We start from the raw sequence: 26,008 nt of genomic DNA, 5'->3' as shown, positions 1-26,008 counted from the left end.
CGTGACTGGTTAAGCCCAGGCAGCATTGATAAATATAGCTTCTATGCCTTGCAAAAGAGTTGCGGGCCTAGTATAATCTTCTTTGTTGGCAAAGTTCGCCAAGTGCTGGAATGGCGCAGTTGGTAGCGCAACTGATTCGTAATCAGTAGGTCGAGGGTTCGAGTCCCTTTTCCAGCTTTATGATGATCGCTTGATATGAAAAAGGCTATCAGTTCCGGGAACTGATAGCCTTTTGCCGTATATGTAAGTTTCTTGCTTTGCTTGTCTCTGGTTCTTAACAGCCCTTTTTGAGGGATTCCATAGCTATATACCAAAAGAATTTAATATTGGTTATAAAGTATCTCTTGATAAGTCTTGAGGGATCCTGGAAGAGTCTGTAGAGCCATTCAAAGCCTATCTTCTGGATCCAGTCGGGAGCACGCTTTATGGTGCCTGCATGGAAGTCAAAGCCTGCACCAACGCCCATCATGATGCCGTCTATCTTGTCTTCATGGTCTTTCATCCATTTCTCCTGCTTGGGAGCACCAAGACCTATCCATACTATATCAGCTCCGGCAGCATTGATCATTTCCACATGCTCTTTGTCTTCTTCTTCGGAGAGTTTTCTGAAGGGAGGAGAGTACATTCCCTTGATCACTATTCCGGGATATCTCTTTTCCAGGTTTTCTTTTAATCTGTCCAGGGTTTCCTGCTTGGAACCGTAGAAATAATGACTGAGTTTACCATCCTGAGTGTTTCTGAACATATGCTCCATAAAGTCGGGCCCGGCTATACGATCGGCACCTGACAGACCTCTTTTTCTCTGGAGTACTGCTATGGGATTGCCATCAGGAAAGGTGAAGGCAGAGCCGTTGAGCACATGGGCATATTCAGGATTTTCCCTTGCCATGACAGAGGTGTGTACATTTGAAAAGCATACGTATTTGCCGGACAGCTCTTTTGCATGTCTGATCACGTGAAGTACTGCTTCTTCTGTACGTCCTATGGAATATTCTATGCCAAAGAGATGGAATTTATCTTTTCTGACAGAGATAGGTATGGAAGCATAGCTCTTTATGTCTGTGACGATACCGCTCCTTGCGGTATAATAACCGGCCATTAGTGAACAGTAGGCTCTGATGCCTATCCTGTCTGCAGCCTTCATGACGGCAGTCAGTTCGTCCTGGGAAGCTCCGTCCTGCAGGATCAGAAGGTCATCATAGGAGCCTTCGATTATAGTCTTTCTAAGACTCTCTTCATCGGGATAGGGATAAGAGACCTTGAGTACATGTCTTTTGACTCCAAGGCCAAAGCGTCTTATATGATGATGTCTGTATATGATCCTCAGTGCGTAATCTATGATGACACTAAATACAAAGAGGAGTCCCACCACCACTCTCGAAGTCTGCACGCCTCTCTGAGCTACATAGAGATATAGCATACACATGGCCAGGAGTATGAATCTGCTCTTGGCTACGGTGATCAGATTTTCGAAAGGGTCCTGCTCGAATATTGAAGGCTTCCTCAGATCATATATGTAGAAAACTATTACATGAAATATGCACAGCGTCAGCAAAATGTACATATATAGTCCGCTGTGCAGAATGTGAAATTGGATTAGGTCGCCGTCATATCTGATGGTAATAGCCAGACACATGGCTATAATGATCGAAAACTCATCTATAACGAAAACTCGCCTTACGGGATAATTTTTCCTGTTCATTTTATACCTGCTTATTATTAATGATATCTAATCGAAAATTATATCATATAGGACAAGGGTTTGCCAGTCGCTGAGGCATCCGGTGAAGCTGAAGATGACAAAAAAGTCAGTGCGGATTTACTATCAATTATTAAGCAGAAGCACTAAGCCATTTGAGAAAAGTTGATATCAGTAATTGCCTTTTTTATAAAAATACACTATTATTTATGAAAAATCATTTGGAACGTTTATTCAAAAAGTGTCAGGAGGGAAAGTTAATGGCTCAGCTCTGGGGCGGAAGATTTACAGGTAATATCGATCAGCTTGCATGGGATTTTAATGCATCCATCAGCTTTGATAAGAGACTCTTGGAGGTGGATATAAGAGGATCCAAAGCTCATGTGACCATGCTGGCTACATGCGGGATCATAAATGAAGAGGAAAGGGATGCCATCCTTGAGGGACTGGACTCCATAATGAAGGATGTAGATAACGGCGCTCTTGTTATCACAAGCGAGTATGAGGATGTTCACAGCTTCGTGGAAGCTAATCTTATAAAGAGGATTGGAGATGCAGGCAAGAAGATGCATACCGGCAGGAGCAGAAATGATCAGGTAGCTCTGGATATGAGACTTTATACCAGGGATAAAGTAAAGGAGACTGCAGATATTCTCATTCATATGCTTTCTGTGCTATTGGAGCTGCAAAAGGAGCACATAGAGACCTATATGCCCGGTTTTACTCATCTTCAGAAGGCACAGCCTGTGACTTTGGCTCACCACCTTGGAGCTTATGTGGAAATGTTTAAGAGAGATCACGGAAGGATGCTGGATATACTGGAGCGTATGAACTATTGCCCCATAGGCTCCGGCGCTCTTGCGGGTACCACTTATCCTCTGGACAGGGATATGACTGCGTCCCTCATGGATTTCAAGGGACCTACTCTTAATTCCATGGATACAGTATCTGACAGGGATTATCTTATTGAGTATCTGTCAGCACTTTCCATTATGCAGATGCATCTGTCACGTTTTGCTGAAGAGGTGATCATCTGGAATTCCAACGAGTATCAGTTTGTGACCATAGATGATGCCTACTCTACAGGCTCATCAATCATGCCTCAGAAGAAGAATCCTGATATCGCTGAGCTTGTAAGGGGCAAGACAGGCAGGATCTACGGTGATCTCATGAGCCTTCTTACTACAATGAAGGGTATCCCCCTTGCATATGACAAGGATATGCAGGAGGACAAGGAAGCAGCTTTTGATGCCATGGACAATGCCATAGGATGCCTGACACTCTTTGCAGATATGCTGCGTACCATGGTATTCAATAAGGATGTCATGGAGAAGAGCGCTATGAGAGGCTTTACCAATGCCACCGATGCGGCTGACTATCTGGTTGTTAAGGGAGTACCCTTCAGGGATGCTCACAGTGTGATCGGCAGGATAGTCCTTTATTGTATAGACAAGAATTGTGCTATAGATGAGCTGACCATAGAGGAGCTTAAGGGCTTTGACGAGCATTTTGACAGTGATGTCTTTGATGCCATCAGTCTTGCGACTTGCGTGCAAAAGAGGCTTACCATCGGCGCTCCCGGCCCTGATGCCATGAAAAAGGTTATAAAGATCAACGAAGATTATATTACGCAATATAGGTAAACCGAAAATGAGGGGTCTTTCAGAAATATGTATGTATTATTAGATTAACCTTCAGAAACACGCATTTACTGCGTGTTTCGTGAGAGTATGAATCAGGCAAATAGGCCCAGCGGCCCTAGCCGCTCTCAAATGGCCTATTTGCATACGTTCTTGGATATTTTATCCAAGAATGTATTCGCTGGATTTAGCTTGAGAATGAATATTTATGCATTTTTTATATAATACTGCAGAATATGAATGAAAATATGTTATTTTAACTCTTCCACAATCATTAAGAAGAGTCTATAATTGCTAAAAAGATTCTCAAAAGCAGTAAGGTATATTATAAGAGAAATAAAAGTCAATCAAGGAGCAGGAATTATGAGTAATAAGTTAAAAGTAGCAGTTCTTGGCGCAACAGGTATGGTTGGACAGAGATTTATCTCCATTCTTGCAAATCATCCCTGGTTCGAGGTAGCAACTGTTGCAGCAAGCCCCCGTAGTGCTGGCAAGACCTATGAAGAGAGCGTAGGCGATCGTTGGAAGATGGATGATCCTATGCCTGAAGCTGTTAAGAACCTGGTGATCAAGGATGTAACAGATGTTAAGACAGTAGCATCTGATGTAGACTTCATCCTTTCAGCTGTTAATATGTCCAAGGACGAGATCAAGGCTATTGAAGAAGAGTATGCAAAGACTGAGACTCCTGTTGTATCCAATAACAGTGCTCATCGTTGGACTCCTGATGTTCCCATGATCATCCCGGAGATCAATCCCGGACATACAGATGTCATTGAATTCCAGAAGAAGAGATTGGGAACCACTAAGGGCTTCATCGCTGTTAAACCCAACTGCTCCATTCAGTCATATACACCTGCTCTGGCAGCATGGAAAGAGTATGATCCCTACGAAGTAGTAGCTACTACATATCAGGCTATCTCAGGTGCAGGCAAGAACTTCAAGGAATGGCCCGAGATGGTAGGCAACATTATTCCCTTCATCTCAGGTGAAGAAGAGAAGTCTGAGCAGGAGCCCCTTCGTATCTTCGGTTCTATCGAGAACGGCGTGATCGTACCTGCAAAGAGCCCTGTTATCACAACACAGTGCATCAGAGTACCTGTACTTTATGGCCATACAGCAGCTGCTTTTGTTAAGTTCCGTAAAGAAGCTACTAAGGAAGAGCTCATCGAGAAGCTTGTTAACTTCAAGGGTCTTCCTCAGGAACTGAAGCTTCCTTCAGCTCCCTCACAGTTCATCCAGTATATGGAAGAGGATAACCGTCCTCAGGTAGCTCTGGATGTAAATTATGAAGGCGGAATGGGCGTATCCATCGGCAGGCTTCGTACAGACAGCGTATATGACTGGAAGTTTGTAGGCCTGTCCCACAACACACTTCGCGGAGCAGCAGGTGGTGCTGTTGAATGTGCAGAGCTTCTCAAGGCTCTTGGCTTCATTGAGGCTAAATGATCACATTAATGAGTTAAGATAGCTTGTGGAAATTCCCCGGCTAATGTTTTATAATTAACTGGTCGTCTGTATAGGGAGGCGACCGGTTTTTTTATGGAAAAAAATAAGGGGAGGATTTCAAAAATGATTACCTTACAGTTACTCGTCGATTCTTTGATTCTCTGGATGCCTTTTGTGGGCAAAGAGTTTGGTGTGTGGGATGTGGCAGCTATCGGCCTTATCGCTATCATACTCAGACTCGTTGTAGGAAAGCTGCTTACAGTCAAGGGTATGGCTAATAGCATTTCTTTCCATCTGTCACTTATGACAGGCGGCATTCCCATGATCTATTATATTTATTGGCATCTTAGAGAAGGCTTTTCATATAGTACTGCATCTATTGTGATGATGCTGATCCTTTGCGGTATAATCTGGCTCCTTTTCTGGAGGATCTTTAATCCTGTTTATTACAACAAGATACCCGGCACTATGATGAAGCTCTCATTTATTCCTTATCATGACAATAACCCCATCATGCTGGTGATCGAGGGTCTGCTGCAGCTGGCTCCTATGACCTATCTTGTGGCATATGTATGGTATGGATTTGCGGGGCATTTCAGCGTGAAGGCTATCGTGCTTCTTGCCCTTGCCAATCTGGTATGGGTAGCGGCTCTGTTCTTCCTGGTTGCTTCCTCAAGGAAAGCTCATCCCGGTGCTGTATTTGAGAACAGGAAGGATGTATTCTCAGATCCGGTTGAGAATCCTACAGATACACGTTTTGAAGTAAAGATGAATAAGAGCAGTCATTTACTGATGACAGCTCTGAAGATTGCTGTATTATATGGTGCTTTTGTAGTTGATGGCCTTTACTATGACCGTATCCACAACGCTGGCAGCAGAATCTTTGCTTCTACAGTGGGTATAGCTCTTTTGGTTACTGTATTTGCTGTGATCGCAGCATATTATATTGAAGACAGGATCACTCTGAGGCTGGTCATCAACAAGGGACGTATTGCTGTGCACCGTCTCTTCCAGGACAGAGAAGTGTTGTCTGAAAATGATATTGATAACTATGAGCTGACCAGGGAAGGCAAGGAATATACTCTTTATTATGACGGATCAAGAGATGTTCGCCTTGACGGCATGTTTGATAATGTGGACAAGCTCAAGAACTATATTACAAGCAATACAAGAGTGGAGAGGTATGTGGCTCCCAGCAAGGAAGAGCTTAAGGCTGCCAAGGAAAAGGAAAAGGCAGCAAAGGCTGAGGCAAAGGCTGTTTCAAGAAGGATCAGAGAAGATAAGAAAAAGCAGCAGGCCTGATCTGATTGCCTATAGGGAATTGCAAAAGAACACATTCTCTTCATGAGAATGCAGAAGCAGAAAATAGCGATAATGGGGGCTCTCTTATTGTATTGATATTGAGCTCCCATATTCTATATTTATGGACAAAAGCTTGTGACAGCTTTTGAGATCATCAAAGGATCATCATAAGATCAATAAAACTAGGCAAGAGGTATGGTTTGAAGAAAGTATATATCGCAGAGAAACCCAGTGTGGCCCAGGCATTTGGAGCTGCCATAGAAAACGGCGGCGGTCCCAAATACAGGAAAGCAGATGGCTACTGGGAATCTGAAGACTCAATAATTACATGGTGCGTGGGCCATCTGGTGACAATGAGTTATCCGGAAATATATGATGAAAAGTTTGCCAAATGGTCTATGGATACCCTGCCCTTTATCCCAAAGGAATTCAAATACGAAGTTATTCCTGATGTCAGGAAGCAGTTTAATATCGTATCGGGAATACTTAACAGGGAGGATGTGGATACCATATATATCTGCACCGACTCGGGACGAGAGGGAGAATATATTTACAGACTGGTTGATCGCCAGGCCGGAGTCAAAGATAAGGTACGCAAGCGTGTATGGATAGATTCCCAGACTGAAGAAGAGATACTGCGTGGTATCAGGGAAGCCAAGGATGATTCTGCCTATGACAATCTGGGAGCTGCTGCATATCTAAGGGCCAAGGAAGATTACCTGATGGGTATCAATTTCTCCAGGGCATTGACTCTCAAGTATGGCTATAATATCAAGACTTATCTTAATGCTCCAAAGGGCGTAGTCTCTGTTGGACGTGTCATGACCTGTGTACTGGGTATCGTTGTAGACAGGGAGAGGGAGATCAGAAATTTTGTGAAGACGCCCTTTTACCGTGTGATTGCTTCTGTGGATGCAGGAGGCAGGGCTATTGATGCAGAATGGAGAGTAAACGATAAGAGCAAATACAATAATTCACCGGTTCTGTATTCTGAAAAGGGCTTCAAGAAAAGGGAGGATGCAGACAGGCTCATAGAGCTCTGCCGTGCTTCAAAGGATCCCCTGACCTTGAAAGCTGCCAAGGTGGAAAAGAAGAAGGAATCCAAAAATGCTCCTCTTCTCTATAATCTGGCGGAGCTTCAGAATGATTGCTCCAGATTCTTCAAAATAGGTCCTGATGAGACCCTTAATATAGCTCAGGAATTATATGAAAAGAAACTGACAACCTATCCCAGAACCGATGCCAGGGTATTGTCATCAGCTATATGCAAGGTCATAGATCAGAACATCAAGGGTCTGACATCATATGAAGAGGCTGCTATCTATGCAAAGAGCATACTTTCACATGGATCCTACAAGACAATAGAAAAGAGCAGATATTGCAATGACAAAGCCATAACCGATCACTATGCGATCATACCTACAGGACAGGGCTTGTCAGCATTATCATCTCTCAGCCCCACAGCCCGCAAGGTGTATGAGATAATAGTAAGGAGGTTTCTTGCTATATTTTTCCCTGCTGCTCAGTACCAGAAGGTGAGCCTGGATCTTTTTGCCGGTCTTGATCCGTCTCTCGCAGGCACCGGCGATGATGGACAGCCTTATGAGGAACACTTCTATGCCAGCTTTAAGGTGCAGATATCCAAGGGCTATCTGCATGTAATGGATTATTCTTTCTTTAAGAAAAAGGATGAAAAGGCCAAGGAAAGCACAGGCGTATCTGCCAAAGCTGACGAGGATCAGGAGAGCGCCGGCAGCGAAAACAAAAGCGGCGAAGATGAAGAAGTAACAGATGAAGCCTTTGTGGAAGAACTCTCAAAGATCAGGAAGGGAACACAGCTTCCTGTAAAGGATATGAACGTAAAAGAGGGTGAGACCAGCCCGCCCAAGAGATACAATTCCGGTTCCATGATACTGACAATGGAAAATGCAGGTCAGTTTATAGAAGATGAGGAACTCAGAAGCCAGATAAAGGGCAGTGGTATAGGTACTTCTGCCACCAGGGCAGGAATACTCTCCAAGCTCTTTGCCATAAAATACCTGAATCTGAATAAGAAGACCCAGATCATAACACCTACTCAGCTGGGCGAAATGGTCTATGAGACAGTGTCACTATCCATGAGGCCTATGCTCAATCCCGCACTGACTGCATCCTGGGAGAAGGGCCTTACCGGTGTGGCTGAGGGTAATATATCTGAGGATGAGTATATGCAGAAGCTGGATGATTTTGTATCCAGGCGTATAAGCCTGGTCAAGGAGAATAATTACAAGAACCAGCTAATGGATAGATTCAGAGCTCTTGACAGTTATTATCCTGATAAAAAGAAGGCAGGCAAATCCTGAAGTGGTGGAAATAGAATAGATTGATTCAAAGCATAGATATCTAAAAAATATTACGGAGGTAATAAAAATGATCGAATCCTATACTGTCAAAAACATGTATGACCTGAATGAAACCATTGCAGCAGACATATTTGAAGGCTGCAAGTATCCTTGGGATGTGCTCCCGAAGATTAAGGACTTTATAGCAGAGCTTGGACCAAAGCTTCCTGCTGACAAGTTTGAGAAAAAGGGTGAGCATGTATGGATCGCAAAGAGTGCCACGGTATTTGACACAGCTTATATTGGAGACTACTGCATCATTGACGAGGATGCTGAGATCAGGCAGTGTGCCTTTATCAGAGGTAATGCCATTGTAGGCAAAGGCGCAGTCGTAGGTAATTCAACAGAGCTCAAGAATGTGATCCTCTTTAACAAGGTGCAGGTACCTCATTACAATTATGTAGGTGACTCGGTGCTTGGTCACTTTGCTCACATGGGAGCAGGCTCCATTACCTCTAATGTAAAGAGTGACAAGAAGCTGGTAGTAGTCAAGGACAAGGATGTTAATGTAGAAACCGGTCTTAAGAAGTTTGGCGCTATGCTGGGTGATCACGTGGAAGTAGGCTGCAACAGCGTACTCAATCCCGGTACAGTAGTGGGCAGATGGAGTAATATCTATCCCACTTCCTGCGTGCGAGGCTGCATTCCTGCAAATCATATCTACAAGGACAAGGATCACATCGTAGAGAAGGTAGAGGATTGAGCACCGGTCATCTTTGACATTTTTTTAACTCTTTTTGCTTCTATCTATGGATTTTTTTGTTGTGATGTGGCAAAATTAAAGCGGCTATTCAAATAAGAGGCACTTGAGTGATGACCATTGCGGATTATTTGAAGGGGATGCTCTGCATCAACTTCTTGATTCGTTTTATGGTGATGCTCTTGGAAAATACGAAAGGAGATTTTTACATGATTTACTCAACAGAGGTAAAAAATATGTGTCCCGTTACTCAAGGGGTACATCATGGCGCTGCTCCCATACCTGAAGAAGCTAAATGGGTACAGTCCAAAGAAGTAAAGGATATTTCCGGTTACACACACGGCATTGGCTGGTGTGCTCCTCAGCAGGGTGGCTGTAAGCTGTCACTGAATGTTAAGGAAGGTGTTATCCAGGAGGCTCTGGTAGAGACAATCGGTTGTTCCGGTATGACTCATTCCGCTGCTATGGCAGCTGAGATTCTTCCCGGTCTTACAGTTCTTGAAGCTCTTAACACAGACCTTGTATGTGATGCTATCAATACAGCTATGAGAGAGCTCTTCCTTCAGATTGTATACGGCAGAACACAGTCTGCATTCTCAGAAGACGGTCTTCAGATCGGTGCTGGTCTTGAGGATCTTGGTAAGGGATCACGTTCAATGGTTGGTACTACTTACGGTACTCTTGACAAGGGACCTCGTTACCTTGAGCTGACAGATGGTTATATCACAGATCTTGCTCTGGATGAAAATGATGAGATCATCGGATATAAGTACGTTAACTTCGGTAAGATGATGGACTTCATCAAGGCTGGTGACGACGCTAACACAGCTCTTGAGAAGGCTAAGGGTCAGTACGGACGTGTAGCTGACGCTGCAAGATTCATCGATCCCAGAAAACAGTAATAAGGTAAGGAGGAAAAAATAATGGCTTTATTTGAATCATATGAAAGAAGAGAGCCCCAGATCCTGGCTTGCCTTAAGGAGTATGGCATCTCTTCCATCGAAGAGTGTAAAGATATCACAATGGCTGCCGGCATTGATGTTTACAGCCTGATCGAAGGCATTCAGCCTATCTGCTTTGAGAATGCTAAGTGGGCTTATACAGTAGGTGCTGCTATCGCTATCAAGAAGAACTGCAGAAAGGCAGCTGATGCTGCTGCAGCTATCGGTATCGGTCTTCAGGCTTTCTGTATTCCCGGTTCCGTTGCTGACCGCCGTAAGGTAGGTCTTGGACATGGTAACCTGGGCAAGATGCTCCTGGAAGAGGATACAGAGTGCTTCGCATTCCTGGCTGGCCACGAGTCATTCGCAGCAGCTGAGGGTGCTATCGGTATCGCAGAGAAGGCTAACAAGGTTCGTACAAAGCCCCTCAGGGTTATCCTGAATGGTCTTGGTAAGGACGCTGCTCAGATCATCTCCCGTATCAACGGCTTCACATATGTTGAGACAAAGTACAACTACTTCACAGGTGAGGTTGAGGAAGTATTCAGAAAGTGCTACTCCAAGGACGCTGATTCACCTCGTGCAAAGGTTAACTGCTACGGCGCTAACGATGTTCAGGAAGGCGTTGCTATTATGTGGAAGGAAAACGTTGACGTTTCCATCACAGGTAACTCCACCAATCCTACAAGATTCCAGCACCCTGTTGCAGGTACTTACAAGAAGGAGCGTACAGAAGCTGGCAAGAAGTACTTCTCAGTTGCTTCTGGTGGTGGTACAGGCCGTACACTTCATCCCGATAACATGGCAGCAGGTCCTGCTTCCTACGGTATGACAGATACTATGGGACGTATGCACTCTGATGCTCAGTTCGCTGGTTCTTCTTCAGTTCCTGCTCACGTTGAGATGATGGGTCTGATCGGCGCTGGTAACAACCCCATGGTTGGTATGACTGTTTCTACAGCAGTATCAATCGAAGAGGCTGCAAAGGCTGGCAAGTTCTGATCACTGACTGATCCTATTATATATGCAGGCACCATCCTTTGATGATGGGAGCGCCTGCAATGATTGATAAAATACTCGGCAAAAAAAGCCCCTAAGGAATTGCAGTAATTGTGATTCCTTACGGGGCTCTTTTTATGCACTTGAAAGCTTTAGTCTGTAGGCGGCATGTGAAATTTGCCTGTGAGCTGTTCGGTCCTCATGACATTTACAAAGGCGGATGGATCTATGGATGATATCTCTGTCATAAGTGGTTTTAGATCGCCGCTGGATACTACGGAATATACAATTGTCCTTTTGGCATTTTCATAGGAGCCATAGGCATTTATATCAGTTGCTCCGTGACCGGTCATTTTATAGATGGTATTGGTGATCTCCCCCGGTTTCTCGGTGATGATGAGAAGAGTCTTTTTCTGATATCTCTTATAGAGCAGGTGTATGATCTGAGTGGAAGTGTATTGGAATATGATGGAGTAGAGCGCTTTATCCCAGCCAAAAACCAAACCATCTATGCAGAGCAGGCTGGCATTGAATATAAGGATATAGTTAAAGGCATCCACTCTGTATTTCTCGGATATCCAGATGGCTATGAAGTCTGTGCCTCCCGTGGTGGCATCTGCGCGGAGGCTAAGGGCTACTGCAAAGCCATTGACCAGACCACCGAATATGCTGATAAGGAGTATATCGTAGGTGATAGGATGCTCAGGGATAACATCTGTGAGAAAAGAGATCAGTATAATGGTGATGCATGAATAAATAGTATATTTTTTGCCTATCTTTAGAAAAGAGATGACTACAGGGATCGCATTAAAGCCTATATAGAGAACGCTGTAGGGGATGATGATTCCAAAGAAGGATGATGCGATCTGCTGGATAAGGAGTGTGAGACCTGCAAAACCGCCCGGCATCAGGTCTCCGGCATAGACAAAGGTCCTTAGATTGATAGAGATCAGTATGCCTGATGCTATACAAAGTAGTATCCTTGGTATATCGCTGCTGCGGTATTCAAAAGGCATTGTTTCTGAAAAAATAGATTTTCTTGGACTTTGATCTGCTGTTGACATAATTGGCGTCCTTTTCTGCTATTGTTTACTGGATATAGCAACTTTTATGTCTTTGTGATCATCAGAAAAGCATTTATATATTTATACATTCTTGGATAAAACATCCAAGAATGTATGCAAATAGGCCATTTATAAGCAGCTAAAGCTACTGGGCCTATTTGCCAGATTCATGTTCTCACGAAACACGCAGTAAATGCGTGTTTCTGAATGGTCATCTAATAATACATACATTCTTGAATAAAATATCCAAGAATGTATGCAAATAGGCCATTTGAGAGCGGCTAGGGCCGCTGGACCTATTTGCCAGATTCATGTTCTCACGAAACACGCAGTAAATGCGTGTTTCTGAAGGTTCTTCTAATAATACATGATCTCTGGATCATATTGGCATTTATCACTTACGTCATATCATATAAATAATAACATATATATCATTAAAAGGATAAGTAAAGAAAAGTACTGGTAGTATGTTAGTAAAAAGAATATAAAAATAGTATTTTTTCTGTTAATGTTTACGAGCTTATAGCAGATAAACAATGACTTTTTTGGTGAAGTCGCTTGTTGCAGTAGTTGCAATGTCTTGATATATTTATGATGCACTGTATTTGGGATATCCCGAAACGGTAGCTTATATAACAAAGGAGAATTAAATATGGAAAACACATCAATGCTTGGCCGCAAGACTAACGAGGAGTCGGTCGGACTTAGCAGCAAGAACCGTTACATGGTAGAGACTGCCCTTATGATCGCAGTTACTCTTATTATGGGTAACACAATCCTGGGTACTATTCCTACCCCCTTTCTCAAGGTTTCTATCGTCACTGTACCCGTTGCACTGGCTTCTATGCTTATAGGACCTGCTGCAGGTATCATTTGTGGAATTGTCTTTGGCCTTAACAGCTTTTCAGGTGCGCTTACAGGTGCCAGCGGAATGCTTTCCACACTTTTCACCATCAGTCCTGTTGGAGTATTTGTAACTGCAGTAGTAGCAAGATTTCTGGATGCTGCTCTGGTAAGTGTTATATATAGACTTATTCACAGGGGCAGGCTTAAGACTGCATCATACTATATCACAGGTGCACTTATGCCTCTCTTCAATACAGTATTCTTTATGACATCCCTTTGCCTTTTCTTTTACAATACAGACTATGTTCAGGGCCTTGTGCAGACTTACAATGCAGGCAATGCATTTAGTTTTGTGATAGCAATGGTCGGCTTCCAAGCAACAGTTGAAGCGATTATCGGCTGTATCCTTGGTGGAACAGTTGCAATGGTACTGGCTAAGGTACTTCACAGAGCATAAATGAGCAGGATACTAACAGTTGATATAGGTAATACAAGTATAGCTGCCTGTGTTTTTGATGGGGATACAGTTATTAATAAGGACCGTATCGCCACCAGAAGAAATTACCCAAAAGAAGAGCTCAGGGCATTCCTGTGCAGGATATCTCTGCAGGATGGAGGCTGCCCCAAGGGCTCTATTTTGTCATCAGTAGTTCCGGAGATCAATGATGCTGTCCTTGCTGCGATGGAAGCTATCACAGGGAAAAGGCCCGTTCTCGTGGATCGTGATATGGACTTTGGGATAGATGTCTCTGCATATGCAGGAGGCAGCATAGGTACAGACAGGTTAGTGGATATGACAGCAGCCAGGTCAATATACACTAACAGACCTGTCATAGTATGTGATCTTGGAAGCTGCACCACCATAACCGTATGTGATGATAATGGAGTGCTCCTTGGAGGAATGATCTCCCCGGGCATACAGATGTCTCTTAATGCAGAGGCTCAGCATACATCCCAGCTTCCGGACCTTCTGGCAGGCTCAGTTACAGAGCTCCTTGGAAGGGATACTCAGTCCAATATGATGAGCGGAGCTGTTGCTGGCGCAGGCCTTATGATATCTGCCGCAGCAGACAGGATAGAAAGAGAATATGACCTTGACAATGCTGCTCTTGTGATAACAGGAGGGCATGGAGAACTTATCCTGCCTTGGATCGAGAGAGAATGTGTATACAGACCCGGGCTCCTTATGGAGGGGCTTAGGGCTATCTACGAGATGAAGACTGATATGGTCTCATATTTAGGAGCATAATATGCTAAAAGGAAAGAATATATTACTGGGAGTAACAGGCGGTATAGCAGCTTACAAGGCCGCCGATCTGTCTTCCAAGCTGATCAAGCAGCATGCAAACGTAGATGTGATAATGACTGCAAATGCTACAGAGTTTATTACACCGCTTACCTTTGAAGCTCTGACTCATAACAGGTGCGTGACAGATACCTTTGACAGGAATCATCCCTGGGAGGTGGAACATATTGCGCTTGCGGACAAGGCTGATATACTGGTGATAGCGCCTGCTACAGCTAATTGTATTGCTAAGCTTGCTTGTGGTATAGCAGATGATATGCTCACCACAACAGCTCTTGCCTGTACCTGTCCCAGGATCCTGGCTCCTGCCATGAATACCAAGATGTATGAGAATCCTGTTACTCAGAGGAATCTTCAGACTCTTAAGGAACTGGGATATATCATTGTGGAGCCGGATGAAGGCTATCTTGCCTGCGGAACAGTGGGCAAGGGCAGGATGGAAGAGCCTAAAAAGATCCTGGATGCTATGATACATGAGCTTGCTCATGATAAGGATATGACAGGGATAAGGCTTCTGGTGACGGCCGGTCCTACAAGAGAAGCGATGGATCCTGTGAGATATATCAGCAATCATTCCACAGGCAAGATGGGAATCGCCATAGCAAGAGCTGCTGCTGACAGAGGCGCAGATGTGACTTTGGTACTGGGACCTTCGGACCAGGAGGTGCCATCTTATATAGATACAGTCAGGATAGAATCCGCTGCAGATATGTACGAAGCTGTAATGAATAGGGCAGCTGATATGGATATCATCATCAAGGCTGCTGCTGTAGCTGATTATACTCCTGCCTTGTTTTCAGATCATAAGATCAAGAAGACTAATGATGACAGTGATCTGTCAGTGACTCTTAAGAGGACAAGGGATATACTAAAGAGCCTGGGAGAGTCTAAGAGGGAAGGTCAGCTTCTGTGCGGTTTCTCCATGGAAACCGAGAATATGCTGGAGAATTCCAGAAAGAAGCTTAAAAACAAGAATCTAGATATGATCTGTGCTAATAATCTTAAGGTGTCCGGAGCCGGCTTTGGCGTGGATACAAATGTGATCACTTTGATCACCGGGGATAAGGAAAGGGAACTGGAGCTGATGTCCAAATACGATGCCGCTAACTGCATCCTGGACGAGCTTGTGAAAATGAGATGATCAATGTCTATGGGGGATGAGACATGAAAATACTGCAGCTTGTTAGGGGGCACTCTGGGGAAGATTTTAGCCGTGCAAGACATATTCTGATCCTGATGGTAGTTGCTGCCATGGCGGGGATCATTATGAGCATGGGGGCGGTTGAAGTATACAAGCGCTTTAAGGGGCTTGTTTTTGCTATTGATGGAGTCCTTGCTGTGCTCCTCATATCTTCCAGCATAATGAGGAGCAGGCTCTGGCTTTATTATGACAGCTTTCTTTTGTGTCTTTTCACATCTTTATCCTGTCTGTCGGCGGTGACAAATGGTATATCATTATCATCTTTTCTCTTTTCACAATATATGTCTATCTGGATCACCATACTTGCGCTTTATTTTGTGATACAGACTTTTTCTGACAGTAAGAGATATATCTCGATCTTTTATTTCTTTGCTTCTCTGATACTTGGACTATTATTGATCTGTGTGACTGCCCATGCTGTCATTTCTCTTTTATTTCCCGGATTTGGACAGGATTTTATCAAAGGCTGCTTTTTGAATGGGCGAATGTGTGCTATTGGAAATGCTAATTATCTTGGCTTTTCCTGTGCTGCCCTGATGCTCATGTCTGCCTTTGGGCTCTTGACGGATTACCATAAGTCAAGAGCCCTAAAAATATACTATATTGTTACTATGATCATAGGCTGGTTTTGCCTTGGGCTTAGCGGATGCAGGACAGCTATGGTGGGAGTATCTTTTGCACTGGGGCTTTGGTCCTGCATTTATATAAAGGATAAGCTGCATAATGCCAACATTTCACTGCCTGTATCTCTTATTGCTGCTACAGTGATATTCCTCTTGCTACTGGAGTCCTTTGAACTGCCTATATCGATCTGTAAAGGACTGGTATTTGTACTGGGAGAAATGATAGATGGCAGCGGCAGTGACAAGATCATGAGCATATCAGCTCACAGGATATCAGAAGATGATGGTACTTTGACAGACAGGACGCTGATATGGGCTGCAGGGCTGAAGGCATGCTTTAAGAATATGAGACGCTTTATCTGGGGTATATCTCCTCTTGGCAAAGAGGGAATCAGCGGAGTATATGCGGGTCATCATGAGGTCATTATCAGTCATGCGCATAATGCTTATATAGAGATCCTCAGAAAGCATGGTATAGTTGGATTTATTACAATGATGTCGCTTATCTTTGCCTGGATCATAAATGGGCTGAGGCAAATCTTTAATAAAGCTGCAGATCATGGTGACAAGTTTCTGGCTGGTAGCATGATCACAGTTTTGATCATGGGTATTTGCGAGCCCATGCCTTTTGCTAATACATCAGAAACTTTGATCACTGTACCCTTTTTCCTGGCCAGCGGATATTGCATCAAGGCAGGAAGATCATAAGATGGGGAGCGTAGGGGATATGAAAAAGAAGACAATAGTGCTGTTGTATCTGATGCTTGTGCTAATGACTATATTGGGGGCGGGACTCATAATAGAAGGGAGCAGCCGGTCCATAAATATGACCAGGGCAAGCTCGGTTTCTGAAGATAGTATAGACGAAAATGAGTCCGGCGATCCTGTTTATGATCTTGTCAGCTGCGTAGAAGGTACCACTCCTGATATGCTCAGTGCTGATCATTGGACATCTGCTGCGGAGAATGAAGTCCTATTTAACCAAGAAGAAATAGAGGATTTTAACAAAAATAATCCTGCATTTGTGTATTATCAGCTGCCTGATCAGGGCTCAAGGCGCAAGCTCTATATGGATGACCTGAGGGAGAGCATGGATGGAGATATTGTAAGAGCGCTTATAGCCGGTGAGAGCGCAGATGATCCCCAGCAGGAATACCCTGATCTGTATCAGGATGGTGAGCCTGTAAGTGATGCCTATCTTGAAGGCTTGTATGAAGATATGGCTCTTGATATGATACCGGCTACTGTTATCCCGCGCTATGCTATTAATCTTAACAGGACTACAGCAAAGATTTTTCCCACGGGGGATAAGGCTTTTGACAGTGCAGATGATATATGGTTTGACAGCTTTGTATCCGCTGAAGTCATGCCCTTTAGCGGAGTAGTGATACTGCATGAGAGCAGGGACGGATCCTACTCTTATATACTAAACGGAACATATCTTGGCTGGGTGAAGACTGATAATCTGGCACTTTGCTCAGGCTATGATGAGTGGAAGCGCTATAGCGATCCTGAGCGCTTTGTTGTGGTGACAGGAAGCGAAATAGTGCTGGATGAGACGGCGCTTGATAGTCCCTATTCAGGCATGATACTGCCTATGGGCTGCAGAGTTCCTTTATCGGATGATCATGATAGCCCTGTGGGCGGCAGGAGCACATATGGCTGCTATACAGCTGAGCTTCCTGTTAGAGATGAAGAAGGGAGGCTTGAGTCCATCAGGGTTCTTATCCCGGTATCCAAAGATGTCAGCATAGGATATCTGCCTATGACATCTGCTAATGTGATCGGGCAGGCATTTAAGTTTCTGGGAAGAGTGTACGGTTATGGAGGTGAGCTCTCCAGCAACGACTGCTCCGGCTTTGCAAGGCAGGTTTATGCATGCTTTGGACTTAAGCTTCCCCGTAATGCCAAGGCTATAGCTGAGATGGCGGATCTTGGCAGCATAAATACATCCATGATGACCACAAAGGCTAAGCTCAGACTCCTGTCTCAGACAAAGCCGGGACTCCCTCTGTATATGGATGGTCACCTTATGATCTATCTTGGTATGGAAGAGGGCAGGCCCTATGTCATAAGCTCCTGCGCTACATATATAGCGCCTTCCTCTCAGGATGGCAGCGTAGAGGATGCCTACTGCGTCTTTGTATCAGGCCTTGACCTTTTGCGCAAAAACGGCAAGAGCTGGCTTGAGGACCTTTCGTATATCATGTGCAGGGAGTATTGACATTAGATAACATGCTATGCTAAATTATCATACGTACCCGGGCTGATGACGGGTAATCTTTGGCTACGTAGCCCTTATTCCCTGTGAGTTATTGTGTATTAGAGAAACTGTTAACAAATTATTTGCAATTATTTTTAGCATGAAATGTGCTAAAAATAATTGACAAGCGGCAGTTCATATCCTAAAATTGTTAATGGTTACAGTTTGAAATTAAACTATATTAACAATATGGATCAACTGCGGGAGAGGAGATGACCCGGGAGCTTTGATGGGTCATTGCGCCACGCGGCGCAGAAAGGATAGTATGGAAAGAGAAGACAAGCAGAAAGCACTTGAGGCCGCTCTGGGCCAGATTGAGAAGCAGTTTGGTAAGGGAGCAGTCATGAAACTGGGGGATCCTGCCAGTCAGATGAAGGTAGAGACCATCCCTACAGGTTCACTTAGTCTGGATATTGCTCTTGGACAGGGCGGTATTCCCAAGGGGAGGATCATAGAGATCTACGGACCTGAGTCTTCAGGTAAGACAACCGTTACACTCCATATGATAGCTGAAGTTCAGAAGAGAGGCGGTATCGCTGGTTTCATCGATGCTGAGCATGCCCTGGATCCCGTATATGCCAAGAATATCGGTGTAGATATTGATAACCTCTATATTTCCCAGCCTGATTCCGGCGAGCAGGCTCTTGAGATCACAGAGACCATGGTGAGATCCGGAGCTATCGATATAGTAGTAGTAGACTCTGTTGCTGCACTTGTACCCAAGGCCGAGATTGACGGTGAGATGGGAGATTCACATGTGGGCCTTCAGGCCAGACTCATGTCTCAGGCTCTGCGTAAGCTGACTGCAGTCATCAGCAAGTCCAATTGTACAGTAATATTCATCAACCAGCTCCGTGAGAAGGTTGGTATCATGTTTGGCAATCCCGAGACTACTACAGGTGGTAGAGCTCTTAAGTTCTATTCATCAGTGAGACTTGATGTACGTCGTACCGATTCTATCAAGGTAGGCGGAGATGTAGTGGGTAACCATACCAAGGTCAAGGTTGTGAAGAATAAGATCGCACCTCCCTTTAAGGTAGCTGAGTTTGATATAATGTTTGGTAAGGGAATATCCCGTTCCGGAGATATCCTGGATCTGGCTGCCAGCATAGACGTGATTGGCAAGTCCGGTGCATGGTATCAGTATGAAGGCGACAAGATCGGCCAGGGCCGTGAGAATGCCAAGCTTTACCTTGAAGAGCATCCTGAAGTGATGGCGGATGTAGAAGCCAAGGTTCGTGCTCATTTCGATATGCCTGTAGACAGCACCATGGCAGCTGCAGTTGAAGGAGCTGCTGACGAAGCTCCCAAGAAGGCAGGCAGGAAGAAAGCTGCTGACGCAGAAGATTGATGTGATATCCTGTTCTTTGGGATTTCCAAAGAAGCTTTTGACTCATTATATTATTTCAAGAGGATTATATCTGTAATTTTAGCCCGAACAGCAGGGAATCATCCTGTTGCTCGGGCTTTGCATGGATTGGGGGGGATTATGACAATCAGCAGGATCGCAGAACATGATAAGAGAAGGCAGGATATATACATAGATGGTGAATATGCTTTTTGCCTCTACAATACAGAGGTTAGGAAATACAAGCTGGCAGAAGAGGAGGATATATCTCCTGAAGTATATGATGAGATAGTCGGAGTGGTACTGACCAAGAGGGCCACCCTTCGTGCTATGAACCTTCTTCAAAAGAAGGATTACAGCGAATATAAGCTTAGAGAGAAGCTGGTAAGCGGCGGATATCCTGAGCTTTGCATAGATTCAGCCATAGAATATGTACGATCCTATAACTATCTGGATGACAGAAGATATGCTACAGATTATATCAATTGTTATAAAGAGAGCAGGTCTTCAGCCAGGGTATATATGGATCTGGTCAGCAAGGGAATAGACAGAGAACTGATCAAGGAACTTATGGATGAGTTATATGAATCAGGCGAAAATGACCCTCAGATTCAGCAAATTGCCAAAATATTAAAGAAAAAGCACTTTGATCCCTCTATGGACTACAAAGAAAGGCAGAAGATCATGGCTTTCCTCTTTAGAAAGGGCTATGCTACTGACCTTATCAATCGCGGGATCACTGAATTTCTAAATGATGCTTCCTTGACAGAGCGGGCTAATTAGCGTAAACTTGAATTGTTGTAAAATTGTATAAACAGTTGCCCTTTAGGGGCATGATATACAAAATATTGTACAATGAAAACTGAATAAGGAGGTGCTCCTGTAATGGATGCTATTACTATTGTTGTGATAATAGTAGCAGTTGCCCTCCTCGTTGTATGTCTTATCCTTTGGAACAGAGTCAGTCAGATGACTAAGGATTCACAGAAGATCGGAGATGCCAACGAGAGAGCAAGAAAGATCATTGACGATGCCCTCAAATCTGCAGAAGAGACGAAAAGAGAGAAGCTCCTGGAAGCTAAGGAAGAATCCCTGAAGACCAAGAACGAACTTGAAAAAGAAGTTCGAGAGAGAAGAGCAGAAGTACAGCGCTCAGAACGTCGAGTTCAGCAGAAAGAGGAGAATGTCGAGAAGAGATCTGAAACTATTGAGAGGCGCGAGCAGAGCCTGAGTGCCAGAGAAGAGAATCTGAGCAGAAAGGTACAGGATCTGGATAAGAAAGCAGCTGAGATAGACAAGCTCAATGAGCAGCGTCTGGCTGAGCTGGAGAAGATATCCGGTCTGACTGTAGAGCAGGCGAAGGAATATCTGCTGAAGATAGTGGAAGATGATGTAAGACATGAATCGGCTGTAATGATCAAGAATGTGGAAGCAGAGGCCAAGGAAGAAGCTGACAAGAGAGCCAAGGAGATCGTTATCGGTGCCATCCAGAGATGTGCTGCTGATCATGTATCCGAGACTACCATTTCTGTTGTTCAGCTGCCCAGCGACGAGATGAAGGGACGTATCATCGGCCGTGAAGGACGTAATATACGTACGCTGGAGACTATGACAGGTGTGGATCTGATCATTGATGATACACCGGAAGCCGTAGTTATCTCAGGATTTGATCCTATCCGTCGTGAAGTTGCAAGAGTAGCCCTTGAGAAGCTGATCGTGGATGGTCGTATCCATCCCGCCAGGATTGAAGAGATGGTCGAGAAAGCCAAGAAAGAAGTGGCTGCCGAGATCAAAGAGGAAGGTGAATCCGCTGCTATGGATGCAGGTGTTCACGGTCTTCATCCTGAGATCATCAAGCTCCTGGGTCGACTTAAATTCCGTACCAGTTATGGCCAGAATGTACTTAAGCATTCTATAGAAGTATCACAGCTGTGTGGACTGATGGCTTCCGAGCTGGGTCTTGATACCAGAGTTGCCAAGAGGGCGGGTCTGCTTCATGACATAGGCAAGGCTGTCGATCATGAAATGGAAGGTTCACATGTTCAGCTGGGTGCTGATATCTGTCGAAAGTATAAGGAGTCGGGCCTCATCATCAATGCTGTTGAAGCTCATCATGGAGATGTAGAGCCTCAGTCACTGATCGCTGTGCTGGTTCAGGCTGCAGATACCATTTCTGCTGCAAGACCGGGTGCGAGAAGAGAGACTTTGGAAACATATACCACCAGGTTGAAGCAGCTTGAAGACATTACCGGAAGCTTTAAGGGTGTTGATCACTCATATGCTATCCAGGCCGGTCGTGAAGTACGTGTTATGGTTGTTCCGGATCAGGTTTCTGATTCAGATATGGTCATCCTGGCTCATGATATTTCACGCAAGATCGAAGAAGAGATGGAATATCCCGGACAGATCAAGGTCAATGTCATCAGAGAGAGCAGAGCAACAGACTTTGCGAAATAATTTGCATATAGGTCTGCTGCATAAGATGATTACGATTCTTATGAAGGACTTCGTGCTAAATATCTTTAGTGCGGGGTCCTTTTTCATGTGCTGAGATTAACTATGAATTCCCGGATGATATATAAAATAATCAAGATAACCCACCACCTTTAGGTGGTGGGAATATCTTGATTACGGGTGCGGGGTTATAAGCCCCGTACCCGTAGAACTGCGTCAGCAGTGATTTTATAACGAGCAAAAAGCGAAGCGTTTGCGAGTTTAACCAGAAACACGCATATACTGCGTGTTTCGTGAGTATATAAATCTATGATATGATAAAAGGGCAAGTGTATAGAAGAATAAAAATAAGGTAGAGATATGTCAGATTGGGAAATATATATTGATAGAATGAAAAAGATGCTTGGAGAAGACTATGAAGCATTTATGGCTTCTCTTGATGAGAAAAGGGTAAGGGCACTTCGTCTCAATCCTCTTAAGGAGGTCAGGCCCTCTATAGCTCTTAGTCCTATTCCCTGGGAGGAACAGGGCTTTATCTATGAAGAGGCAGATGAGCCGGGAAAATCACCCTATCATATGGCAGGAGCATATTATATACAGGAGCCGTCCGCAATGGCACCTGTATCATATCTGGATCCCAGGCCAGGTGAGAAGGTACTGGATCTATGCGCAGCTCCCGGAGGTAAATCTACACAGATTGCAGGCAGGATGAAGGGTGAAGGTATACTGGTCACCAATGAGATAGTAGATCAAAGGGCTGATATCCTGTCTGAGAATATTGAGAGAATGGCTGTGGCCAATGCCATGGTGGTGAGTATGGAGCCTGACAAACTGGCCGAGAGATTTGAAGGCTGGTTTGACAAGATATTGGTAGATGCTCCCTGTTCAGGTGAAGGGATGTTTCGCAAAAACGAAGAAGCTGCCAACATGTGGAGTCCTGATAATGTGCATCTGTGCGCTGACAGGCAGGATATGATCATGGATATGGCTTCCCGGATGCTGTCTCCCGGCGGAATGATCGTATATTCTACCTGTACCTTTGCTCCTGATGAGGACGAGGGCGAAGTGGCCAGATTCCTGATCAGGCATCCAGAGTTTGAGACCATAGAGCTAAAGAGCTACCCCGGTATGGACAGGGCTGTACCTGCCTGGGCCGGCCTAAGGACCGGTATGGATATAGACCCTGAGATAATGAATCAGAGTGTTATGAAGAAGGAGGAACTAGAGGATAATATACGCCGCTGTATCAGGCTCTGGCCTCATCATATTAAGGGTGAAGGGCATTTCGTAGCTGCCTTTAGGAGACGGGATGAAGAGATGAGTGCTTCTTTGGATCATTCCTTTTGCCCCGGAGGCTTCCAAAGCGGTATCAGCTATGATCCTGATGAAGTCAAAAAGAAAATGCAGGAAGGAAAGTCTTCAAAGCAGTCAAAGACTAATAAAAAAAGCCGCGGAGAAGATAGAGGGTCAGACTCAGCTTACTATTATGAGGAATATAATAGTGGAAGGAAGCAGGGCGGCAAAGGCGTAGATAAGAAAGGCAAAAAAGGCGGCAATAGCAGTTCCTTGACCCAGGCTATAGATGCTTTTTACGGATTTGCTGCTGAAAATCTTTCTGAGCACGGGATTGGCAGATTAAAGGGAAAAATCTTTCTCTTTGGAGACAGACTGTTTCTTGCTCCTGATATCATGCCTTCGACAGATATGCTAAGAGTAAAACGGCCCGGTCTACATCTAGGGACTATGATAAAGGGCAGGTTTGAACCTTCCCATTCACTTGCCCTGTATCTCACAGGTGAGGACGTATTAAGGACAAGTGATCACTCTGTGGACTCTCCGGAGATCAGAGCTTATACAGAGGGCATGACAGTAGATGAGCATGGGGAGAGTGGATGGACCCTTATGCTGGCTTCATCCTGCAGTATAGGCTGGGGCAAGTCTGACGGTAAAAGGATCAAGAATCATTATCCCAAGGGCCTTCGTATCCATTATGGAGGATAAGGGCTAATGATCACTTATTAGCAGCTCAATAATAATTATACTGAATTATGGGAGGACTAAAATGAAAAGTTTTGTCAGTATAGTAATATCATTGGCACTTTTATCAGCCTGCAGCAGTCAGTCAGCTATTTCAAAAGATGGACAGACTGTTAAGGAAGAAGCGGGAGTCGAAGCCGGAGACGGACAGGATGAAAAGCTAAATGACAGCTCTGCGGGTGAAAAGAATGAAAACAGTGGTGATGAGACAGGAGCTGATAATGATAACACTGCCAAAGAAGAGAATGGCGGTTCTGAATATTCTAAGATAGCTGATATCACTGATTATAATGTGAGCTGCAGTATAGATGATAAGGAATATGCAAGTGGCAAGTATTCCAGGATAGACCTTGCGAAGGACTATGCCTCGGATCACGAGAAACTCTCTAAGGTGGTGGCAGATTACAATGACAGCTGGAAGGGAGATGTGGAATATTCTACCGGCATCTTTGCTTCTGATGTTATGGAAATAGGCGAGGGTATGAAGGGCGAAGATGAGATGCTCGCTGACATACTAAGGGCTGATGATACATTTTTTACTATTAAGCTTAGTGCGTACTCATATGCAGGCGGAGCCCATCCCTATTCTTATATCAGCATGATCAATCTGGATCCTGTTAGCGGCAATGTCATCTCTGTCAAAAGCGTATTGGATGACGACAGGGATTTTGTAAATATCGTATATGATGAGCTTATAGATGAATATGCGGAGTATTTCTTTGACGGGGAAGAAGCTACCAAAGAGGCTATAAGTCAGTGCTACAACGAATATGACAATATCCATTACTATATATCCGGAAGGGATATAAAGATCCATTTCAATACCTATGCGCTGGCTTCCTATGCTGCCGGAGACTTTGATGTGACTATTTCAGCAGATGACTATCCCGGCCTTATCAAGGAACGTTTTCTGGAAGGAGAGACTTCCATTACAGATAAGATAGAACGCAGAGAAGATAAGAACATCATAAATGTGGAGCCCAGGAAGTTTGAAGACTATGAAGGCGAGGGCTACGAGGGGGATGACTATTACGAGGAAGCAGATCATCTGTCCTATAACAATCCCAGCTGGGAGTATTATGTATCAGATGCGGCATCGCCAACAGGGACTCTCATCAATGTAGATAAGAAGAGCCAAAAGGACATAGACTATCTGGATACAGACGAATATATAGAGAGGCTGGGTGTAGAGGATGTATTTAACGGCTATAGTGATGGTATCTACAGATATAGCTATGATGAATCCCTCTCGTATGATTACATGTTCCAGACTCTTAATATCTCAGATGCAGTGACGGGGAGGCCGCTTTATTCCTTTGATCTGAACTCGCTGATGAACAGTGCGGATGCCATAACAGGTACCGCTTCAGCTGATGTACAGTTCATAAGATGTGCCAAGATATATGAGAGCGTTCTATATGTGAGCTTTGGTCATAATGGATATGCATCGGTTGAGCCCAGGTCCAACTATATAGCTGCCATAAGTCTGGAGACCGGCGAACTCTTATGGAAATCAGAGCCTCTGGTATCCAATGCCAGGAATTTCCTGGTGATAGGCGATGCTATCATATGCGGCTACGGCTTTACTGCTGAGCCAGATTATATCTATGTCCTTGATCTGGGAGATGGCAGTAAGGTGCAGACAATTCCAGTTCGTTCCGCTCCCGAAGTCTTTTATTATGAAAACGGCATAATGAGCGTAGGCACCTATAATAGTGAATATGAGTTTGAAATTAGCTTTGGTTAAAGTTATAC

General features: G+C 44.4%; 19 protein-coding genes and 1 tRNA gene. 18 read left to right on the top strand and 2 right to left on the bottom strand.

Annotated elements, in window-relative coordinates; genetic code table 11:
* Window positions 1-104: 104 nt before the first annotated feature.
* Window positions 105-177, top strand: a tRNA-Thr gene (locus tag G636_RS0102325).
* Between the two features lie 97 nt (window positions 178-274).
* On the opposite strand, the gene G636_RS20785 is transcribed toward G636_RS0102325, so the two are convergent.
* Window positions 275-1,702, bottom strand: a complete 1,428-nt coding sequence (locus G636_RS20785; protein WP_242826900.1) for a WecB/TagA/CpsF family glycosyltransferase — start codon at window positions 1,700-1,702, stop codon at window positions 275-277.
* A 257-nt stretch (window positions 1,703-1,959) separates the two neighbouring features.
* On the opposite strand from G636_RS20785, the gene argH reads away from it, so the two are divergent.
* From argH to G636_RS0102285, 7 genes are all read left to right on the top strand, one after another.
* The gene (gene argH / locus G636_RS0102315) at window positions 1,960-3,342 is read left to right on the top strand and encodes an argininosuccinate lyase (protein ID WP_026506708.1); all 1,383 of its coding nucleotides are present in this window, start codon (window positions 1,960-1,962) and stop codon (window positions 3,340-3,342) included.
* A gap of 360 nt (window positions 3,343-3,702) precedes the next feature.
* Window positions 3,703-4,788, top strand: coding sequence for an aspartate-semialdehyde dehydrogenase (gene asd, locus G636_RS0102310; protein ID WP_026506707.1), 1,086 nt, complete (start codon window positions 3,703-3,705; stop codon window positions 4,786-4,788).
* 123 nt (window positions 4,789-4,911) lie between these two features.
* Entirely contained in the window at window positions 4,912-6,090 is a 1,179-nt protein-coding gene (locus G636_RS0102305) for a hypothetical protein (protein ID WP_026506706.1), read from the top strand.
* Between the two features lie 200 nt (window positions 6,091-6,290).
* Window positions 6,291-8,432, top strand: coding sequence for a DNA topoisomerase (locus G636_RS0102300; protein ID WP_035778518.1), 2,142 nt, complete (start codon window positions 6,291-6,293; stop codon window positions 8,430-8,432).
* Window positions 8,433-8,499: 67 nt separating this feature from the next.
* Complete coding sequence (locus G636_RS0102295) at window positions 8,500-9,174, top strand: UDP-N-acetylglucosamine pyrophosphorylase (RefSeq protein WP_026506704.1); 675 nt, start codon at window positions 8,500-8,502, stop codon at window positions 9,172-9,174.
* 206 nt (window positions 9,175-9,380) lie between these two features.
* On the top strand, window positions 9,381-10,073 hold the full coding sequence (locus tag G636_RS0102290) for an iron-sulfur cluster assembly scaffold protein (protein WP_026506703.1): 693 nt from the start codon (window positions 9,381-9,383) through the stop codon (window positions 10,071-10,073).
* Between the two features lie 21 nt (window positions 10,074-10,094).
* On the top strand, window positions 10,095-11,114 hold the full coding sequence (locus G636_RS0102285; protein WP_026506702.1) for a GGGtGRT protein: 1,020 nt from the start codon (window positions 10,095-10,097) through the stop codon (window positions 11,112-11,114).
* A gap of 149 nt (window positions 11,115-11,263) precedes the next feature.
* Here G636_RS0102285 and G636_RS0102280 read toward each other — a convergent pair whose 3' ends face one another.
* Window positions 11,264-12,175: a YitT family protein gene (locus G636_RS0102280; protein WP_242826899.1), complete on the bottom strand. Its 912-nt coding sequence runs from the start codon at window positions 12,173-12,175 to the stop codon at window positions 11,264-11,266.
* A gap of 652 nt (window positions 12,176-12,827) precedes the next feature.
* On the opposite strand from G636_RS0102280, the gene G636_RS0102275 reads away from it, so the two are divergent.
* The 10 genes from G636_RS0102275 (at window position 12,828) to G636_RS0102230 (ending at window position 26,000) form a co-directional block, all read left to right on the top strand.
* Window positions 12,828-13,478 (top strand): ECF transporter S component, encoded by a 651-nt coding sequence (locus G636_RS0102275; RefSeq protein WP_051226406.1) that lies wholly within the window; start codon window positions 12,828-12,830, stop codon window positions 13,476-13,478.
* Window positions 13,479-14,270: a type III pantothenate kinase gene (locus G636_RS0102270; protein ID WP_026506699.1), complete on the top strand. Its 792-nt coding sequence runs from the start codon at window positions 13,479-13,481 to the stop codon at window positions 14,268-14,270.
* Between the two features lies 1 nt (window position 14,271).
* Window positions 14,272-15,468 carry a bifunctional phosphopantothenoylcysteine decarboxylase/phosphopantothenate--cysteine ligase CoaBC gene (gene coaBC, locus G636_RS0102265; RefSeq protein ID WP_026506698.1) on the top strand — a complete coding sequence of 399 codons (1,197 nt, stop codon included), beginning with the start codon at window positions 14,272-14,274 and terminating at the stop codon, window positions 15,466-15,468.
* A gap of 23 nt (window positions 15,469-15,491) precedes the next feature.
* Complete coding sequence (locus G636_RS0102260) at window positions 15,492-16,859, top strand: O-antigen ligase family protein (RefSeq protein WP_026506697.1); 1,368 nt, start codon at window positions 15,492-15,494, stop codon at window positions 16,857-16,859.
* Between the two features lie 19 nt (window positions 16,860-16,878).
* Window positions 16,879-18,375 carry an NlpC/P60 family protein gene (locus G636_RS0102255; protein ID WP_196803013.1) on the top strand — a complete coding sequence of 499 codons (1,497 nt, stop codon included), beginning with the start codon at window positions 16,879-16,881 and terminating at the stop codon, window positions 18,373-18,375.
* A gap of 304 nt (window positions 18,376-18,679) precedes the next feature.
* Complete coding sequence (gene recA / locus G636_RS16975) at window positions 18,680-19,765, top strand: recombinase RecA (RefSeq protein WP_035778516.1); 1,086 nt, start codon at window positions 18,680-18,682, stop codon at window positions 19,763-19,765.
* Window positions 19,766-19,903: 138 nt separating this feature from the next.
* Window positions 19,904-20,545 (top strand): regulatory protein RecX, encoded by a 642-nt coding sequence (locus tag G636_RS0102245; protein WP_026506695.1) that lies wholly within the window; start codon window positions 19,904-19,906, stop codon window positions 20,543-20,545.
* Between the two features lie 102 nt (window positions 20,546-20,647).
* Window positions 20,648-22,219 carry a ribonuclease Y gene (rny, locus tag G636_RS0102240; RefSeq protein WP_026506694.1) on the top strand — a complete coding sequence of 524 codons (1,572 nt, stop codon included), beginning with the start codon at window positions 20,648-20,650 and terminating at the stop codon, window positions 22,217-22,219.
* Window positions 22,220-22,606: 387 nt separating this feature from the next.
* Window positions 22,607-24,217: an RsmB/NOP family class I SAM-dependent RNA methyltransferase gene (locus G636_RS0102235; RefSeq protein ID WP_026506693.1), complete on the top strand. Its 1,611-nt coding sequence runs from the start codon at window positions 22,607-22,609 to the stop codon at window positions 24,215-24,217.
* A gap of 61 nt (window positions 24,218-24,278) precedes the next feature.
* Entirely contained in the window at window positions 24,279-26,000 is a 1,722-nt protein-coding gene (locus G636_RS0102230) for an RsiV family protein (protein ID WP_026506692.1), read from the top strand.
* Window positions 26,001-26,008: the final 8 nt, after the last annotated feature.

The organism is Butyrivibrio sp. MC2013, from assembly GCF_000424585.1.
Lineage (GTDB): Bacteria > Bacillota > Clostridia > Lachnospirales > Lachnospiraceae > Butyrivibrio.
Note: the sequence above shows the minus strand (reverse complement) of the source record. Positions and strands in the feature narration are given on the sequence as shown.

Bases quoted from the DNA above. Each gene is read 5' to 3' on its own strand.
- rny (WP_026506694.1), top strand. From the start codon at position 20,648: ATGGATGCTATTACTATTGTTGTGATAATAGTAGCAGTTGCCCTCCTC.
- G636_RS0102255 (WP_196803013.1), top strand. From the start codon at position 16,879: ATGAAAAAGAAGACAATAGTGCTGTTGTATCTGATGCTTGTGCTAATG.
- asd (WP_026506707.1), top strand. From the start codon at position 3,703: ATGAGTAATAAGTTAAAAGTAGCAGTTCTTGGCGCAACAGGTATGGTT.
- coaBC (WP_026506698.1), top strand. From the start codon at position 14,272: ATGCTAAAAGGAAAGAATATATTACTGGGAGTAACAGGCGGTATAGCA.
- argH (WP_026506708.1), top strand. From the start codon at position 1,960: ATGGCTCAGCTCTGGGGCGGAAGATTTACAGGTAATATCGATCAGCTT.
- G636_RS0102285 (WP_026506702.1), top strand. From the start codon at position 10,095: ATGGCTTTATTTGAATCATATGAAAGAAGAGAGCCCCAGATCCTGGCT.
- recA (WP_035778516.1), top strand. From the start codon at position 18,680: ATGGAAAGAGAAGACAAGCAGAAAGCACTTGAGGCCGCTCTGGGCCAG.
- G636_RS0102290 (WP_026506703.1), top strand. From the start codon at position 9,381: ATGATTTACTCAACAGAGGTAAAAAATATGTGTCCCGTTACTCAAGGG.
- G636_RS0102295 (WP_026506704.1), top strand. From the start codon at position 8,500: ATGATCGAATCCTATACTGTCAAAAACATGTATGACCTGAATGAAACC.
- G636_RS20785 (WP_242826900.1), bottom strand. From the start codon at position 1,702: ATGAACAGGAAAAATTATCCCGTAAGGCGAGTTTTCGTTATAGATGAG.
- G636_RS0102270 (WP_026506699.1), top strand. From the start codon at position 13,479: ATGAGCAGGATACTAACAGTTGATATAGGTAATACAAGTATAGCTGCC.
- G636_RS0102230 (WP_026506692.1), top strand. From the start codon at position 24,279: ATGAAAAGTTTTGTCAGTATAGTAATATCATTGGCACTTTTATCAGCC.
- G636_RS0102260 (WP_026506697.1), top strand. From the start codon at position 15,492: ATGAAAATACTGCAGCTTGTTAGGGGGCACTCTGGGGAAGATTTTAGC.
- G636_RS0102305 (WP_026506706.1), top strand. From the start codon at position 4,912: ATGATTACCTTACAGTTACTCGTCGATTCTTTGATTCTCTGGATGCCT.
- G636_RS0102235 (WP_026506693.1), top strand. From the start codon at position 22,607: ATGAAAAAGATGCTTGGAGAAGACTATGAAGCATTTATGGCTTCTCTT.
- G636_RS0102245 (WP_026506695.1), top strand. From the start codon at position 19,904: ATGACAATCAGCAGGATCGCAGAACATGATAAGAGAAGGCAGGATATA.
- G636_RS0102280 (WP_242826899.1), bottom strand. From the start codon at position 12,175: ATGTCAACAGCAGATCAAAGTCCAAGAAAATCTATTTTTTCAGAAACA.
- G636_RS0102275 (WP_051226406.1), top strand. From the start codon at position 12,828: ATGGAAAACACATCAATGCTTGGCCGCAAGACTAACGAGGAGTCGGTC.